At 67.2% G+C, this 16,880-nt stretch carries 14 protein-coding genes; 4 read left to right on the top strand and 10 right to left on the bottom strand.

Going from position 1 to position 16,880, the window contains the following annotated elements:
• Positions 1–50: 50 nt before the first annotated feature.
• Complete coding sequence (gene xylB / locus E2K76_RS04920) at positions 51–1,487, bottom strand: xylulokinase (protein WP_136683162.1); 1,437 nt, start codon at positions 1,485–1,487, stop codon at positions 51–53.
• A gap of 158 nt (positions 1,488–1,645) precedes the next feature.
• Between xylB and E2K76_RS04915 the strand changes: the two genes are divergently transcribed.
• Together E2K76_RS04915 and E2K76_RS04910 are read left to right on the top strand one after the other, a co-directional pair.
• Positions 1,646–3,442, top strand: coding sequence for an autotransporter assembly complex protein TamA (locus tag E2K76_RS04915; RefSeq protein WP_246032893.1), 1,797 nt, complete (start codon positions 1,646–1,648; stop codon positions 3,440–3,442).
• Complete coding sequence (locus E2K76_RS04910; protein WP_136683161.1) at positions 3,442–7,236, top strand: translocation/assembly module TamB domain-containing protein; 3,795 nt, start codon at positions 3,442–3,444, stop codon at positions 7,234–7,236. The genes E2K76_RS04915 and E2K76_RS04910 overlap by 1 nt, the downstream gene beginning before the upstream one ends.
• Here E2K76_RS04910 and E2K76_RS04905 read toward each other — a convergent pair.
• From E2K76_RS04905 to E2K76_RS04865, 9 genes are all read right to left on the bottom strand, one after another.
• Positions 7,230–8,063, bottom strand: coding sequence for a YihY/virulence factor BrkB family protein (locus tag E2K76_RS04905; protein WP_136683160.1), 834 nt, complete (start codon positions 8,061–8,063; stop codon positions 7,230–7,232). The genes E2K76_RS04910 and E2K76_RS04905 overlap by 7 nt on opposite strands.
• A gap of 52 nt (positions 8,064–8,115) precedes the next feature.
• The gene (locus E2K76_RS04900; protein WP_136683159.1) at positions 8,116–9,351 is read right to left on the bottom strand and encodes a capsule assembly Wzi family protein; all 1,236 of its coding nucleotides are present in this window, start codon (positions 9,349–9,351) and stop codon (positions 8,116–8,118) included.
• 9 nt (positions 9,352–9,360) lie between these two features.
• On the bottom strand, positions 9,361–11,289 hold the full coding sequence (locus E2K76_RS04895) for a polysaccharide biosynthesis protein (RefSeq protein WP_136683339.1): 1,929 nt from the start codon (positions 11,287–11,289) through the stop codon (positions 9,361–9,363).
• 123 nt (positions 11,290–11,412) lie between these two features.
• Positions 11,413–12,075: a sugar transferase gene (locus tag E2K76_RS04890; RefSeq protein WP_136683158.1), complete on the bottom strand. Its 663-nt coding sequence runs from the start codon at positions 12,073–12,075 to the stop codon at positions 11,413–11,415.
• On the bottom strand, positions 12,063–12,776 hold the full coding sequence (locus E2K76_RS04885; RefSeq protein WP_136683157.1) for an NAD-dependent epimerase/dehydratase family protein: 714 nt from the start codon (positions 12,774–12,776) through the stop codon (positions 12,063–12,065). Before E2K76_RS04885 ends, E2K76_RS04890 begins: the two co-directional genes overlap by 13 nt.
• Positions 12,766–13,197, bottom strand: coding sequence for a MarR family winged helix-turn-helix transcriptional regulator (locus E2K76_RS04880; protein WP_136683156.1), 432 nt, complete (start codon positions 13,195–13,197; stop codon positions 12,766–12,768). The genes E2K76_RS04885 and E2K76_RS04880 overlap by 11 nt, the downstream gene beginning before the upstream one ends.
• The gene (locus E2K76_RS04875) at positions 13,194–14,018 is read right to left on the bottom strand and encodes a carbon-nitrogen hydrolase family protein (protein WP_136683155.1); all 825 of its coding nucleotides are present in this window, start codon (positions 14,016–14,018) and stop codon (positions 13,194–13,196) included. Before E2K76_RS04875 ends, E2K76_RS04880 begins: the two co-directional genes overlap by 4 nt.
• The gene (gene grxC, locus E2K76_RS04870; RefSeq protein ID WP_136683154.1) at positions 14,018–14,275 is read right to left on the bottom strand and encodes a glutaredoxin 3; all 258 of its coding nucleotides are present in this window, start codon (positions 14,273–14,275) and stop codon (positions 14,018–14,020) included. Before grxC ends, E2K76_RS04875 begins: the two co-directional genes overlap by 1 nt.
• 33 nt (positions 14,276–14,308) lie before the next feature.
• Complete coding sequence (locus E2K76_RS04865; protein WP_136683153.1) at positions 14,309–15,019, bottom strand: ComF family protein; 711 nt, start codon at positions 15,017–15,019, stop codon at positions 14,309–14,311.
• A 24-nt stretch (positions 15,020–15,043) separates the two neighbouring features.
• Here E2K76_RS04865 and E2K76_RS04860 point away from each other — a divergent pair, with 24 nt between their 5' ends.
• Together E2K76_RS04860 and hemH are read left to right on the top strand one after the other, a co-directional pair.
• Complete coding sequence (locus E2K76_RS04860; protein ID WP_136683152.1) at positions 15,044–15,820, top strand: methyltransferase domain-containing protein; 777 nt, start codon at positions 15,044–15,046, stop codon at positions 15,818–15,820.
• A gap of 35 nt (positions 15,821–15,855) precedes the next feature.
• Positions 15,856–16,869: a ferrochelatase gene (hemH, locus tag E2K76_RS04855; RefSeq protein ID WP_136683151.1), complete on the top strand. Its 1,014-nt coding sequence runs from the start codon at positions 15,856–15,858 to the stop codon at positions 16,867–16,869.
• The last annotated feature ends 11 nt before the right edge of the window (positions 16,870–16,880 follow it).

Genomic DNA, 16,880 nt, shown 5'->3' with positions numbered 1-16,880 from the left:
GGGTGTGACCCTTCCTGTCACCTCTTGCTTATCTGGGGTTGAAGCCCCGATCACCCCATCGCGCGAAGGGCGTCGCGTGCGGCACGATACCGCTCATGCCCCGCGTCGAAAGCGGCGGTAAGTGACGCATCCGGCGCAAATTCCCGCGCGATGGGCGGCAGGGTTAGCACGTCCGTCCCCGCCCCCGTCGCGGCCATCAGCGCCAGTCGCGCCGCGCCGAACGCGCCGCCGAAATCCCCGGCGGCGGGCAGCAGCACCGGCACGTCCAGCGCCGTCGCGATCATCCGCAACCAGTAATCCGAACGCGACCCGCCGCCCACGGCGATCAGCTTGTCCAGCCGCGTTCCCGTGGCGGCCAGCGCGTCGCGGCAGTCACGGATGGCGAAGGTCACGCCCTCCAGCACGGCGCGGGTTCCGGCCTCGCGGTCGGTCGCATGCTCTAGCCCCAGAAGCGCGCCGCGGATGGCGGCGTCGTTCAGCGGCGTCCGCTCTCCGCCCAGATACGGCAGGAACAGCCCCTTGCCCGGTGCGCGCAGATCGCCAAGGCCGGATGTCAGGCCCGACGCCCCCTCGCCTACCAGCCGCGCATACCAGTTCAGCGCATCGGTCGCGGCAAGGATCACGCCCATCTGGTGCCACGCGCCGGGAAGCGAATGGCAGAAGGTGTGCACCGCCGTCGCGGCATCAGGCTGATAGCCATCGTTGGCCGCGAACAACACGCCCGAGGTTCCCAGCGACACGAACGCTTCGCCCGCGCGCACGACGCCGACGCCCACGGCGGATGCGGCATTGTCTCCGCCGCCGCCCGCGATCACCACACCCTGCGGCAGACCCCATTTCGCCGCCAATTCGCCGCGCAGCGTGCCCGAGACTTCGGACCCCTCGACCAGACGCGGCATGTTTTCCCGCGTCAGCCCCGTCGCGGCCAGCAGATCGTCCGACCAGTCCCGCGCGCCGGTGTCCAGCCACGAGGTTCCGGCGGCGTCCGACATCTCGGCCACGTGATCGCCGGTCAGCCACAGGCGCAGGTAATCCTTGGGCAGCAACACCTTGGCGACCTTGGCCCTCAATTCCGGCTCGTGTTTTTCCATCCAGACCAGCTTCGGCGCGGTGAAGCCGGGAAAGACGATGTTCCCGGTGATCGCGCGGAACTTCGGATCGGCGTCCAGCGCGGCCGCCTCGGCATGGCTGCGGGTGTCGTTCCACAGGATCGCCGGGCGCAGCACCTTGTCCGCCGCGTCCAGCGCCACCGCACCGTGCATCTGGCCCGACAGGCCGATTCCGCGCACCGCCGACAGATCCTGAACCGCCAGTTCCGTCATCACCGCCTCGGCCGCCGCGATCCAGTCGGCGGGGGCCTGTTCGGACCATCCCTCGCGCGGGCGCTGCACCGTCAAGGGGGCGGTTGCCTCGGCCAGCACGCGCTGGCGGTCGTCGATCAGCACACCCTTCAACCCCGACGTGCCCAGATCCAAGCCGATATACATGCGCCCACCCTTTGCTGCCTGCGACATGACTAGCACGCCCTGCATCGCTGTGAACCCCCTTGGCGGCACGCCGCCGCGCCACAGATCAAACCGGGCGGAGTTGCGTTGCCCCACCCGGCCCAACCTGCAATAGTCCTTGAAAAAGAGAGGGACAGGTCTTGGCAGGAACACGAACGCTCACTCTGGCCGCGGTCATGGCGCTTGGCGCGACGGGGGCGAAGGCGCTGGATGCGCTGGTGTTTCAGGTGGTCGGCAACGATGCCGAACTGACCGAGACGATCCGGAACAGCTCGCTTCTGGCCGAAACCGTCCGGGGCGAGGATCGGCAGGATGGCGATCTGTTCGGCGCGGCGCAGGCGGAATACGGGCGGCTGGTGGGCGCGATGTATGCCGTCGGGCGCTATTCCCCGGTGGTCAGCGTCACCATCGATGGGCGCGAGGCGGCAAGCATCGCCCCGCTGAACGCACCGCAGGACATCCGCCGCATCGTCGTGCGCGTCGATCCCGGCCCGCAATTCCGCTTTTCCCACGCACAGGTGGCCCCGATCCTGACGGGCACCGAACTGCCCGATGGCTTCCGCGCGGGCGAGCCTGCTGAATCCGGGCTGATCCAGGACGCGGTGAAGGCCGGGATCGACCGCTGGCGCGATCTGGGCTTTGCCAAGGCCGAAACGCGCGGACAACGCATCGCTGCCGACCACCGCGCGCAGACCCTGTCCGCCGATGTCGCGCTCAGCCCCGGCCCGCGCCTGCGCTTCGGCCCCGTGACCGTCGCGGGCAACGAACGCATGAGCGCGCGCCGCGTCGAAAAGATCGCCGGCTTGCCGGAAGGCGAGCGTTTCTCGCCCGAAGAACTGGAGGCCTCGGCCAACCGCCTGCGCCGCACCGGCATCTTCTCCTCGGTCACGCTGACCGAAGGCACGCCCGTCGCGCCTGACCTTCTGCCGATCGAGATGACGGTGGTGGAACAACTGACCCGCCGCTACTCCATCGGGGCCGAGATTTCGTCCTCCGAGGGCGCATCGCTGACCGGATACTGGCTGCACCGCAACCTGCTGGGCGGGGGCGAGCGGCTGCGCGTGGATGCGGGCGTCGAAAACATCGGCGCGCAGAATTCGGGCCGCGACTACAACCTTGGCGTCACGCTGGAACGGCCCGCGACCATCACCGCCGACACCACCGCCAGCGTCAACGCCGCCGTCGCCAAGCTGGACGAGGAGGATTACGTCTCCGACAGCCTGACCTTCGGCATCGGGTTTTCGCACATCTTCTCGGAAGAACTGACCGGCAGCGTCGGGCTTCAGTATACATATTCGGACGTCAGCGACGATTCCGGCGACTATGTCTTCGAAACGGTCGCCCTGCCCTTCGGCGCGATCTGGGACACGCGCGACGACGATCTGGACGCGACCGACGGATGGTATGTCAACGCGCTGGCAACGCCTTGGGCGGGGCTTGGCGGCACGGAATCCGGTGGACAACTGACTTTCGACGCGCGCACCTATTACAGCTTTGGCACGCCCCGGCGGTTGACGCTGGCGGGCCGTGTTCAGGGCGGGCAGGTCTTCGGGCCGGACCCGCTGGATACGCCCCGCAACTACCTGTTCTATTCCGGCGGTGGTGGGACCGTGCGCGGGCAGCCCTATCAATCGCTCGGCATCTATCCCGACCCGTCCGACCCCGATTTCAAGATCGGCGGCACCGCCTTCCTCGCCGCCTCGGTCGAGGCGCGGGTGATGGTCACGGAAAACATCGGCGTCGTCGGCTTCTTCGATGCGGGCAGCGTCGGCGTCGACGATTTCACCGACACGGGCGAGGATTACCATTCCGGCGCGGGCATCGGCATCCGTTACGACACGGGCGTCGGCCCGATCCGCTTCGACGTGGCCGCCCCGGTTTCGGGCGGCACGGGCGAGGGCGTCCAGATCTATGTCGGCATAGGGCAGGCCTTCTGATGAGACATATCTTCGCATTCCTGCTGATCCTGATGCCCTTCGCCGCGCAGGCGCAGGGCGAGGCGGAGCGCGGCTGGCTGGAAGGCATCATCGAGGACAACCTGTCCTCGGCGGGCCGTCAGGTGAACATCACCGGGTTTCAGGGCGCGCTGTCCTCGCGCGCGACGATGACGGAGTTGACCATCGCCGATGATGACGGTGTCTGGCTGACCATGCGCGGGCTGGTTCTGGACTGGAGCCGTTCCGCCCTTCTTGCGGGCCGGGTCGAGGTGTCGGAACTGTCGGCCGAGGAGATCATCGTCGCCCGCGCCCCCGTCCCGCCCGAGGGGTTGGAGGCTGCGCCCTCCCCCGAGGCGACGCCCTTTTCGCTTCCCGAACTGCCCGTCTCGGTGAATGTCGGGCGGCTTCTGGCCGCGCGGGTCGAACTGGGCGCGCCGCTGCTGGGCGAGGCGGTTGTGGCCAGCCTCGACGCCTCCGCCCGCCTGTCGGGCGGCGAGGGCGAGGTCAGCCTGACCGCGAACCGCACCGACGGGCAGGAATTGCAGATCGCGCTGGATGCCAGCTATGGTAACGAATCGCGCCAGCTTGCGCTGGACCTGAACCTTGCCGAAGGCGCGGATGGCCTCATCACCCGCACGATCGGCCTTCCGGGCGCACCTGCGATCGACCTGACCGTGCAGGGCACCGGACCCATCGACGATTACCGTGCCGACATCGCGCTTGCGACCGACGACCAGCCGCGCCTGACCGGGGCCGTCACGCTGAACGGCGATGCCTTCACCGCCGACATCTCGGGCGATATCGCGCCGCTGTTCCTGCCGGACTATGCCGAATTCTTCGGCCCGAACATCGCGCTGAACGTCGAAGGCTCGCGCAATGTCGAGGGGGTGCTGGACCTGCCGGTGCTGTCGCTGACCTCGCAGGCGCTGAACCTGAACGGCGGGGTGACCATCGGCGCGGACGGGCTGCCGGACCGCGTGGCGCTGACCGGGCGGATCGCCGCGCCGGATGGCCAGCCGGTGCTGTTGCCGCTGTCCACCGATCGAACGCTGCTGACTTCGGCCGATCTGGATATCGCCTTCGACGCCAGCCAGTCGGACGACTGGCGCGGGCAGATCCGCATCGACGGGCTGGACCGGGATGATTTCGACGCGGAATCGCTGGTGCTGGACGGCACCGGAACCATCGCGCCGGGCAATGTGACGGGCGATCTGACCTTCACCGCCGCAGGCCTCGCCCCCGCCGATCCGGGGCTGGCACAGGCGCTTGGGCCAGAGGTGACCGGCAGCGCGCGGCTGCAAAGCGCCGATGTCGGCGCGGGGCTGAACATCGAACGGCTGCGGCTGAACGGCGAGGGCTATTCGCTTCGCGCCCATGCCATCGTCGAAGGGCTGTCCACCGGCCTGACGATAAGCGGCGACGGTGTCGCGCGGATCGAGGATCTGTCGCGCGCCGCCACGCTTGCCGGGATGCCGCTGTCCGGCACCACCGAGGCGCGGATCGGTGGGCGCTATGCCGCGCTGGAAGGCGGCTTCGATGTGCAGGTGGATATGGACGGCACCGACCTTGCCATCGGCCAGCCGCAGGTGGACGGGCTTTTGGCGGGGGACTCCGTCATCCGTCTGTCGGCCCAGCGCGACGAGGCGGGAACCCGCATCCGCAGCCTGAACGTGAACGCACAGACCCTGACCGCGACGGCCCAAGGGTTGATCGCCAGCAATGGCAGCGACATCACGGCCAATGTAAATTTTTCGGACCTGTCGCCCTTGGGCGCGGGCTATGGCGGCGCGCTGCGCGGCGATCTGGCCTTCACCGGCACCGTCGATCAGGGCCGCGTCACCTTCGATGCGGCGGGCGACACGATCCGCACCGGCATTGCCGAGGTGGACGGGCTTCTGCGCGGCCCATCGGTGATCCGTGTCGATGCCGGGCTGAATGCCGGAACCGTCACGCTGACCGAAGCGCGGGTGAATGCGACCACGCTGACCCTGACCGCAAACGGCACCTTGGCCGAGGCGGGCAGCGACGTGACCGCCGATCTGAACTTCACCGACCTGTCGGTTCTGGGCAGCTATCGCGGGACGCTGGTGGCACAGGCCGGGTTCAGCGGCACGCCGGAGGATGGGCGCGTGACCCTGACCGGACGCGGCACCAACCTTGCCATCGGACAGGCCGAGGCCGACCGGCTGCTGCGCGGCGACAGCACCATCGACGTGGCCGCGCGCCTGACCGGCGGGCAGCCGATCGTGGAACGCGCGAACATCACCAACCCGCAAATGTCGCTTCAGGCGACCGGCACAGCCATAGACGGGGGGCAGAGCCTCGATCTGAATGCGCGGCTGGCCAATCTGGGGCTGGTGCTGCCGGACTTTCCCGGCGCGGTCACGCTGGCGGGCACCGTTGCGCAACGGGCCAGCGGCTATGATCTGAACCTGACCGCGAACGGGCCGGGGGGGATCAATCTGCGCAGCAATGGCACCGTCGCGGCCGATTTCGGCAGCGCCAACCTTGGCCTTTCGGGTTCGGCACAGGCGGCCTTGGCGAACGTGTTCCTTTCGCCGCGTTCGGTCTCGGGGCCGCTTGCCTTCGATCTGCGGCTGAACGGGCCGCTGGCGCTGTCCTCGGTTTCGGGACAGGCGCGGATGACGGGCGGGCGGCTGGCCGATCCTGAACTGGGCTTTGCCCTGAACGACATCGGCGCACAGGTGGACCTGTCGGGATCGCGCGCGCGCATCGCCGTGCAGGGCAACCCCGAAGAAGGCGGGCGCATCGGCGTGAACGGCACAGTGGGTCTGGACGCGCCCAACACCGCCGATCTGACGGTGGACCTGTCGCGCGTGCAATACAGCGATCCGCAACTGTTCCGCACCATCGCGGGCGGGCAGATCCGCATCACCGGCCCGCTGACCGGCGGGGCGCTGATCGCCGGGACCGTCGCGCTGGAGGAGACGGAGGTGCAGATCCCCTCGGGCGGGTTCGGCGCGTCCGGGCGCATCGACGGGTTGATTCATGTGAACGAGCCCGCCGTCGTCCGCCAGACCCGCCAGCGCGCCGGGTTGATCGAGGAACCGGGCAGTGCCGGCGGCGAGGGCGGCACGCCGTTCGGGCTGAACCTGCTGATCTCGGCCCCGAACCAGATCTTCATCCGCGGGCGCGGGCTGGATGCCGAACTTGGCGGCGAGCTGCGCCTGACCGGCGATACGAACAACATCGTCCCCATCGGTGCGTTCAACCTGATCCGCGGGCGGCTCGACATCCTTGGCCGTCGTCTGGATCTGTCCGAGGCAAGCCTGCAACTGGAGGGCAATTTCGTGCCGCAGCTGCGCGTCGTCGCTTCGTCGTCCAACAATGGCGTGACCAGCTATGTCAACATCACCGGGCGCGCGGACGAGCCGGAGGTGACGTTCAGCTCCAACCCCGACCTGCCGCAAGAGGAGGTGCTGGCCCAGCTTCTGTTCGGGCGCGATCTGTCCACCATCTCGCCGCTTCAGGCGGCGCAGTTGGCCAACGCGGTGGCGACGCTGGCGGGCCGGGGTGGCGAAGGCATCGTGGGCAACCTGCGCCAAGGGTTCGGGCTGGACGATCTGGACGTGACCACGGGCGATTCCGGTGCCGCTGCGGTTCGCGCGGGCAAATACATCTCGCAGAACGTCTATACCGAGGTGGAGGTGGATTCGCAGGGCGAGTCGGAGATCAGCCTAAACCTTGACGTCAGCGACAGCCTGACCGTGCGCGGCAGCGCCGGGAACGAGGGCAACACCGGCATCGGCATCTTCTGGGAACGCGATTACTGATGATGATGGTGGGCGGCGCGTTCGGCATCGACCGCCGCCCCCAGCAGGATCACGAAGCTGGACAGATACATCCACATCAGCAACGCGACCACCGCACCGATCGAGCCATAGACCTCGTTATAGCTGTGGAAGTTCGACAGATACCACACGAACCCGCGCGAGATCAGCGCCCAAAGCAGCACCGCCACGAACAGCCCGCGCGTAAAGATGAACCGCTTGGCCTTGGGTGGGCGGTTCGGTCCGAGGCGATAGACCAGCGCGATCCCGAACACGACGAGCAAAAGCCCAAGGCCGAAATTCATCAGCTCCAGCGCGCGGCCCTGCCCGGTGCCTTCCGTGACGTATCGGATGATGACAGGGACCACGACCGCCAGCACCATCGCCGACAACACCACCCCCACCAGCGTCATCGTCAACACCAGCGACCGGATCATGTGCAAAAGTCCGCTGCGGCTGGGCAGGTGATAGATCGCATTGATGCCAGAGATCATTGCCGACACCCCCGCCCGCGCCGACCACAGCGCCAGCGCGGTCGAAATTGCGGTCGCCCATCCCAGATCGCGTGAGTTGGCGGCCAGAAGCGCCTCCACCTGATCCGAGACAAGCTTGAACGCATCGCCCGGCAGGAAATCCTGCGCCAGCGCAAGCTGCCCCCGGATCACGCCCGGATCGGCCCCGAAACCCCAGATCGCGATGACGGCGGCCACGGCGGGAAAGATCGCAAGGAAGCCATAGAAGGCCATCCCCGCCGCGATCATGAACAGATCGGCGGCTTCGGTCCTTGCCTGCATCCGTTTCAGCCAGGACCAGAGTTTTGCGATCGTCATGGGGGCCCTTTCCGTTTGCGCCACTATCGGCACTTGGCCCCCGTGCCGCAACCTAGAAGGACCGCGACACCGTCAGCCCGATGCCCGGCCCCTTGTCCAGATCGGCCTTGTCCAGATCGTAGGTCTGATACCAAAGCTCGCCCGCGACGCGATACTGGTCATAGCTGCGCGAGGCACCCACGCGCAGCACCGCGCCATCCACCGCTTCGGATGTGAGGCGGTGGGCGGGGTTGTCTGCCGTGTTGATCTCGTGCCACGCCACGGCGTAATGCAGGTCGAACTGCGGCAGTTGATGTTCGACGATCATCTGCACCATCTTGGAATCGGTGTCGATCGCCAACCCCATGGAATCGCCGTGGTTCGTGTAACCACCGGGATAGTAGGCGTTGTTATAGGCCGTGCCCGGCCCGCAATAGCCCGACCCGGATTCCGAAATCTCGGTCGTGGCGCCTTCCAGCGTCACGGTGGTCGGGGTGCCGAAGACCTGCGCCTTTCCTTCGATCCCGGCCAGATACATGAAGCAGGACGGCAGACCGCCCGCCTCATCCTCGCCCACCGCCTGCGCATAAATCCGCACCGGCGCCCAAGTCTCGGGAAGCTGCCACGACAGGCCAAGACCGGCAAGCTGGTTCGCCTCGGCGTTCGGGCCTTCGTTGGATTTGCCGAAAAGCATGTCGAGGAAGCTGTCGCTGTTCTCCGGCAGCCCCTCGCCGCCCCATTGCGCGGTGCGGACGAGGTCGATCTCGAACCCGTCAAACGGTTGCAGCTGGACGCGCATCCCGAACAGCTTGGTCTTGTCGGGATTGCCCTCGCTGTCGGACTGGCCAAGGAAGACCTCGGCTTTCCACGGGCCGATCCAAGCCAGCCACGGCGTCTCGAATGCGGTGAACTCGCGCTTCTCGGCATAGATCGCGGGGAAGGGCCGCGCATTGCCGGACATGATCAACGACGAAAAGCGCGACGGCGACCAGTGCCGGTCCACCGCGCCGATCCCGAAGGCCCAGTTCCCGGCATAGGTTTCGGCATAGGTCCCGTCCAGACGCAGCCCGTCCGCGTCATCCTCGGCCCCCAGATGCAGGCCGAAGCCGAAGCGGCCCGAGCGGTGATCCCACCCGGCGGTCGCTGCGACATTCTCGGCAAAGCCAAGCGCCTCGCGCTGACCAAGGAAGGGGCTGGAGGAGCCGCCCACCGCGAAGGACAGCCGATCCTCGGCCGCAGCCATGGTTGCAAGACAGATCGCACAGGCGGCAAGGGCGGGGATGCGTGGGGGCAGGATCAATGGCTTCACTTTCAATACTTACATGGGGCGCGCGGCGGGAAGCAGGGGCGTGTCGTCCTCGGCGCCGCCCGGCGGACGGTAACCTTCGACATAGGCCCGCACAACCGCGCGGGCAGCATCGGCGTCGCCCACCGCCACGGCAGAGCGCAGGCTGCGCAGCGCGCCCGCCATCTCCAGCTCCGACAGGCAGGCCTCGCGCGCGCGCAGGATCTTGGGATGGGGCGTGGTCAACAGCCCCTCGCCGATCAAAAGCTCCTCGTGCAGCTTCTCGCCGGGGCGCAGCCCGGTCACGAGGATTTCGATATCGCCATTGGGGTTGTCCGCGTCGCGCACGGTATAGCCCGCCGCTTCGATCATCTGCTGTGCAAGGTCGCGGATCTTCACCGGCTTGTCCATGTCCAGCACGAACACCTCGCCGCCGCATTCATCCTCGCCCGCGAACGACCCGGCCAGCATCACCAGCCGCGCCGCCTCGGCGATGGTCATGAAATAGCGGGTGACGTCCTCATGCGTCAGGGTCAGCGGGCCGCCGCGCGCGATCTGGTCCTTGAACAGCGGAATGACCGATCCCGACGATCCCAGCACGTTGCCGAAACGCACCATCGAAAACAACGTCCCGCGCGAGCGTTTGGCGATGTCCTGAATGACCAGTTCCGCCAGCCGTTTCGACGCGCCCATGATGTTGGTCGGGCGCACCGCCTTGTCGGTCGAGATGAGGATGAACCGCGCCACCCCCGCCTCGTTCGCGGCATCGGCCAGCGTGCGGGTGCCCAGCACGTTGTTGGCAAGGCCAGCGATCGGGTTCGATTCCACCAGCGGGACGTGTTTGTAGGCGGCGGCGTGAAAGACCACCTCGACATCGTGGTCGGCCATGACCATACGCGCCAGCCGCGCATCCGTGACCGATCCCAGAACCGGGACCACCTCTACCTCGTGCCCCGGAAGCTCGCGCAATTCGCGGTCGATATTGTAAAGCGCGATCTCGGACACTTCGAACAGCACGATGCGGCGGGGGCGCGCAGCCAGAAGCTGGCGGCACAGTTCCGATCCGACCGAGCCGCCCGCGCCCGACACCAGCACCGACCGCCCGACATAGGCCTCGGCCCCCTGCGGCAGCACCGCCTCCACCTGCCGGCGGTTCAGGAAGCGTCCCGGCACGACCGGGGCCAGCGCGTCGATCAGCTTCTCCTCGCCGACGAGCTGGGCGAAGGAGGGGACGTGCATCACCTTCATGCCGGTTTCCTGCAGCCCGCGCGCGATCTGCGCCTGACGCGGCGGCGAGGCCGAGGGCATCGCCAGCAGCACCCGCGCGATATCGCGGTCGCGCACCAGCCGGGGGATCTGGTCCGGCGGCAGCACCCGCAGCCCGGAAATCGTCGTGCCGTGCAGGGAAGGCTTGTCGTCGATGAAGGCAACCGGAACGATGGTATCGTGCGAGCGGAGCGCCGCCGCAAGCTGCACCCCCGTGTTGCCCGCGCCATAGATCAGCACCCGATGGCGCGGCTTGCCCCAGCGCAGCACCCACAACAGCGTATGCAGAAGGCCCATGCGAAGACCGACCGACAGCAGGAAGAACAGCATCCCGAACAGGATTATCCCCGCCCCCGGAAACGGCAGATCGAAGCCATGCACCGCCGCGCCCAGCCCCACGGCCATCAGCAGCGCCATAAGGCCGGCCTTCATGATCGCCACCGTCTCGAACGCCTTGAGCTGCACGCGATAGATGCCGGTGACGAAGGACAGCACCCCTGCCATGACCATCACCACCGGAAGAAGCGGAAGGATCAGCCGCACGAGCGAGGTCGGAACGAAGCTGTTATGGACCAGCGCGCAGGTCATGATCAGCGCGGCGGGCGCGATCAGGAGGTCAACGCCCAGAAGCAGCGCCTGTTTCTGGGACCGCGTAAGCGGATCGACGATGGAAAACAGGCCCGACCGAAGCGACATGACCACGCTCACTCGTCACCTTTGAAGCTGCACTCAGGCATTGCCGCCTTCCACAAGCAGGATTCCGAAAATTGTTTGGGTCTCAACGGTGCATCATCTTCGTAACGCAGCCGGAGGGACCCCTCAATGACGGGGGTCCGGTCTGCGCGGGTTTCCGCTTTGCATTCTGCGCCGCAGAGAGAAGAATAGAACCCGCGAGAGCGTCTGCCAGAGGATCGCAAGGTCAAAGCAGAAATTTTGCCGCCGTTGATAGATCAGGTCCAGCCGCGCCTTTCGCGGGATGCAGCGGCGGCAATAGACGGCATCCGTCTCCTCGGGGGTGGCACAGCGCGACAGGACACGTTCCTCGAACCCGTGGATGTGCAGTGACGCAAGACCCGTGATGCCGGGGCGGTTCTTCAGAACTTGCGCGTAAAGGTCGGGGAACCGCTCGACGTAAAGACGCAGCGGGGGGCGGGGGCCGACGAAGCTCATGTCGCCGCGCAGCACGTTCCAAAGCTGCGGGATCTCATCCAATCGCGCCTTGCGGAGAATGGCCCCGATCGGGCCGATCCGCGCCGACTTGTCACCCCCCGAGACACCGGAATCGCTGGCGGCAGGGCGCATCGTGCGCAGCTTCCACAGCGCGAAAGGCTGCCCGGGGGCCTTCATCCGCTCCGCCACATAGAAGATCGGCCGCCCTTCGACCGCCAGCAGCACCACGACCAGCACCGCGAAGGGGATCGCAAGCAGGATCGCCAGAACCAGTGCGAGACCAATGTCGAAGGCGCGTTTCAACGGGGACAAACCTGCCTCCATTCCGCGACCATGCGGGCGGGGTCGGCGGGCGGCAGCGGACAGATCGCGGCCAGACGGTCGGTCGAAACCCCCACACGGGCGACGCCCCCCGGACGGTCGGGGCCGAACCGCCACGCGATACCCGCCGCGTCCAGCAGCGCCGACATCGCAACGGGGGGCGGTTCGGCGATGTTCAGAATGCGCGGCAGGTCTTGCGCCGCCATCACTGCGCTCAGCACCCGCGCCAGCGTCACCGGCCCGATATAGGACCGCACCGGGTCCACCGGGTCCAGCACGACCTCGGCCCCAGCGCGGCCCAGAAGCGCATCCGCCCCGGCAACATTGCCCAGCCGCAGGATCGTCGCCGCGCCGGGCAGCGCCTCCATCCGCAGTTTGGCGCGCCCATAGGCGTTCAGCGGCGCAGGCTCGTCGGTTTCCGCAAAATCCCCGGCACCATAGACCGCAACCGAGGACATCAGGAACACCCGCGCCCCCCGGCGCGCCCCTTCGTCGATGGCGCGGGCGGCGGTGGTGACGTTATCCTCCAGCGGGCCGTTCGGATCGGTGACACCCGCGAGGTTCAGTATGACGCCGCCCCGCCCCTCCGGCCAGGCGTCGCCGCGCGACAGCCAGTGCGCATCCGGCCAAAGCGGGCGCAGCATCCGGCCCAGCTTGCCCGACGCGCCCGTGACGATCAGATCACTCGGCATTCTCGAACCGGGTGCGCATTTCCCGCAGCACGGGCAGAACCGCGCGGACCTTGTCGGCCCCCAGCGACGCGACGACATCGCCGATCAGCGGCACGATGGCGCTGACCGCCGCATCCCGCGCCTGTCGCCCGGCGGGAGAGATCGCGACGAACTTGCGCCGCGCATCGTCCCAATCGGGACGGATATGGATGTGGCCCGCCCATTCCAGCTTGGCCAGCGTATTGGTCATCGCCCCGCGCGTGACGTGGAACGACTTGGCAAGCTGCGCGGGCGTGCGCTCCTCTCCGGCGCGGGCCAGATGGTTCAGCACGCCGAAATGCGAAAGCTCCATCCCCTTGGGCAGAACCTTGGAGATGCGGTTGCGGGCCAGCTGGTCGGCCATGAACAGCTCTCCGAACAGGGCGATGGCAAGATCGCTCATACGAAGGGCCGGTCATGGGTCAGCGAGGGGATGCGGGTGCGGGCGCGGTCCACCTCGGCCAGATCGATCTCGGCAAAGGTGACGCCGGGCTGGTCGCCGCCATCGGCCAGAACCTCGCCCCACGGCGCGATGCACAGGCTTTGACCATGGGTGCGGCGACCGTTGCCATGGGTTTCGGCGTGGAACCCGGTCTGGGCGGGGGCAAGGATGAAGCACCCCGTCTCGATCGCGCGGGCGCGCAGCAGGATTTCCCAATGCGCCTGCCCGGTCAGGTGGTTGAAGGCGGCGGGCACGGTGATGATCTGCGCCCCCTCCTGCGCCAGATGGCGATAAAGCGCGGGGAAGCGCACGTCATAGCAGACCGTCATCCCGATCCGGGCCAATGGCGTATCGGCCACCACCGCAGCCCTGCCCGGACGATAGCCCGAGGATTCGCGATACACTTCGGTTTCCGACACGTTCACGTCGAACATATGGATCTTGTCGTATTGCGCGGCGATGGCCCCGTCCGGCCCGATCAGGAAGCTGCGATTGGCGAAACGGCCGTCCTCGTCATGGGTCTTCAGGCCCAATGATCCGATCAGCAGCCATTTGCCCAGACGCGCCGCCTCGTCCCGCAGGGCGGAAAGGGTCGGATCATCCTCCTGGTGGCGGAACACCTCGCGCTGATGGGCGCGACTGGAAGACAGGGCGTTGGTGCATTCCGGCGTCAGGATCAGATCGGCCCCGCCCTCCGCCGCCTCGCGGATGCGGGCCACCGTCTTCGGCAGGTTGGCCGAAGGGTCGTCCGTCACGGTCAGCTGCACCAGCCCCGCGCGCATCAGCCCGCCAGCATCGGGTCGAGCCCGCCCTTGGCATCCAGCGCGTGCAGATCGTCCGAGCCGCCGATGTGATGCCCGTCGATGAACACTTGCGGCACGGTGCGTCGTCCGTTCGCGCGCTGCGTCATCGCCGTGCGGATCGCCGGATCACGGCTGACGTCGATTTCGGTGTAAGCCGTGCCCTTGGATGCCAGCAGCCGCTTTGCCGCGTGGCAGAAGGGGCAGGTGGGCGTGGTATAGATCTCGACCGTGGCCATGCGAATTCTCCTGTACCGTCAGACTATAGGCATCTAGGCATTCTTCGCAACGCGCGCCAGCACCAGCACCGCGACATCTGCGGCCCCGACGCCGAAACAGGCCTCTGCCGCCGCGCCCAGCGTCGCGCCAGAGGTCATCACATCGTCAATCAGCAGGACCGGGCGGCCCTTCACCCGCGCCGGGCGGCGCACGGCCAGCGCCCCGGCCATATTGTCGAAACGCCCCTCGCGGCCCCGCCCCTCTTGGCTGCGGGTGTTGCGGGTGCGGTGCAGAAGGTCGGGCAGATGCTCCAACCCCGCCACCTTGGCAAGCGCACGGCCCAGCAGCGCCGACTGGTTGTATTTGCGCTTGATCAGCCGCGTCCAGTGCAGCGGCACGGGCGCGACGATCATCCCCGGTTGCAAGATCGGTGCAGCAGCACGGTGCAGCCACTTCCCCGCCGGGATCGCAAGGTCCAGCCGGTCGCCATGCTTCAGCGCCAGCACCAGCCGCCGCCCGTTGCCGTCATACATCATCGCCGCCCGCCCGCGCGACCACGGCGGCAACAGGGTCAGGCAATCGTCGCAGATGCCGCCATCGTCTTCGCCCGGCACCGGGGTTCCGCAACGATCGCACACGGCACCCGTGATGAAGGGCGTGTCGCGCCAGCATGGGCCGCACAGGCCGAAATCCGAGGTCACCGCCGCGTCGCAGCTTATGCAGCGCGGGGGGTAGATCATGCGCAGCACGCCTTGCAATCCCATCCGCCGCTCCTCATCTTGCACGCCATGACGCCGATCACCGACCGCCCCGCCCTGCTTGCCCACCGCGCCCGCGCCACGCGCGATGCGATGTTCCTGCACGAGGAGGTCGTGGCCGAGGTTCAGGAAAGACTGAGCGAGGTTAACAGAACCTTTACGGACCCGGTCGTCGTGACGCCTTTCCCCGAATTGTGGCCCTTCCCGACCGTTCCCGACGACGATGTGCTGGCCCTGACGCCGGGCGCGCATGATCTGGTGATCCATGCGCTGTGCCTGCATTGGGCGAACGATCCGGTGGGGCAGATCGTGCAATGCCGCCGCGCGCTGCGCCCCGACGGGCTGTTCATCTGCGCGGCCTTCGGTGGCCAGACACTGTCGGAACTGCGCACCGTGCTGACCGAGGCCGAAGCCGCGATCACCGGCGGCCTTTCCCCCCGCGTGCTGCCGATGGCCGAGATCCGGGACATGGGCGCGCTTCTGGGCCGCGCGGGGCTGGCGCTGCCGGTGGCCGACAGTTTCAAGCGCCGGGTCCGGTATCGCGACGCGCTGCACCTGATGCACGACCTGCGCGCGATGGGCGAGGCGAACGCTTTGGAGGGCCGCCTGCGCCGCCCGACCCGCCGCGCGGTGCTGCTGGACGCCGCCCGCCGTTATCAGGCGCTGGCCGATGGCGAAGGCCGCGTTCCGGCCACGTTCGAGACGATCTGGCTGACCGGCTGGGCGCCCGACGACAGCCAGCAGAAACCCCTGCGCCCCGGATCGGCGCAAACGCGGCTGGCCGACGCATTGAAGCTGCCCGAGTGACGGCGTATGTCCTTGGCCAAGCCAAGGAGCGCAGCATGAGCCACATCCCCGCAGGTCACCCGCCCGTGAAACCGCCAAAGGTGGGGGTCCTAGTCGCCAATCTGGGGACGCCCGACGGTTACGATTACTGGTCCATGCGCCGCTATCTGTCCGAATTCCTGTCGGATAAACGGGTGATCGACTACCCCTCGTGGAAATGGCAGCCGCTGCTGCAGCTGATCATCCTGTCGAAACGGCCCTTCACCTCGGGTGCGAATTACAAGCTGATCTGGAACCACGACAAGGGCGAGAGCCCGCTGATGACGATCACCAAGGACCAGACCGCGGCCCTTCAAGCCGCACTGCCCGAGGTGATGGTCGATTTCGCGATGCGTTACGGCAACCCTTCGACCAAGTCCAAGGTCGGGGCGATGGTCGAGGCGGGGTGCGAAAAGATCCTGTTCGTGCCGCTTTATCCGCAATATGCGGGCGCGACCTCGGCCACGGCGAACGACGCGTTCTTTGCCGCGCTGATGAAGGAAGTCCGCCAGCCCGCCGCGCGCGTGATGCCGGAATATTTCGAACATCCGATGTATCTGCAATCGCTGGCCGCATCCGTGACCGAGGCCTATGCCGCGCTGGACGACAAGCCCGAGGTGCTGGTCGCGTCCTATCACGGGATGCCGAAACGCTATCTGATGCAGGGCGACCCCTATCACTGCCAGTGCCAGAAGACGACGCGACTGCTGCGCGAAACGCTGGGCTGGGACGAAGGGTCGATTCACACCACCTTCCAGTCGGTCTTCGGCCCCGAGGAGTGGCTGAAACCCTATACCGTCGAACATGTGGCCGAATTGGCAAAACAAGGCAAACGCCACATCGCCGTCATGGCCCCCGCCTTTTCCGCCGACTGCATCGAGACGCTGGAGGAAATCAACGGCGAGATCCGCGAAGCCTTCCTCCACGCAGGCGGCGAGAAGTTCACCTATATCCCCTGCCTGAACGACCGGCCCGACCATATCGCGGCGCTGGCGCAGGCGATCCGGGAAAACCTGACAGGCTGGATATGAAAAAGGCGGTG

The organism is Falsirhodobacter xinxiangensis (assembly GCF_004959935.1).
Taxonomy (GTDB): Bacteria; Pseudomonadota; Alphaproteobacteria; order Rhodobacterales; family Rhodobacteraceae; genus Falsirhodobacter; species Falsirhodobacter xinxiangensis.
The sequence above is the reverse complement of the archived record's forward strand: the minus strand, read 5'-3'. Positions and strand labels throughout refer to the sequence as shown.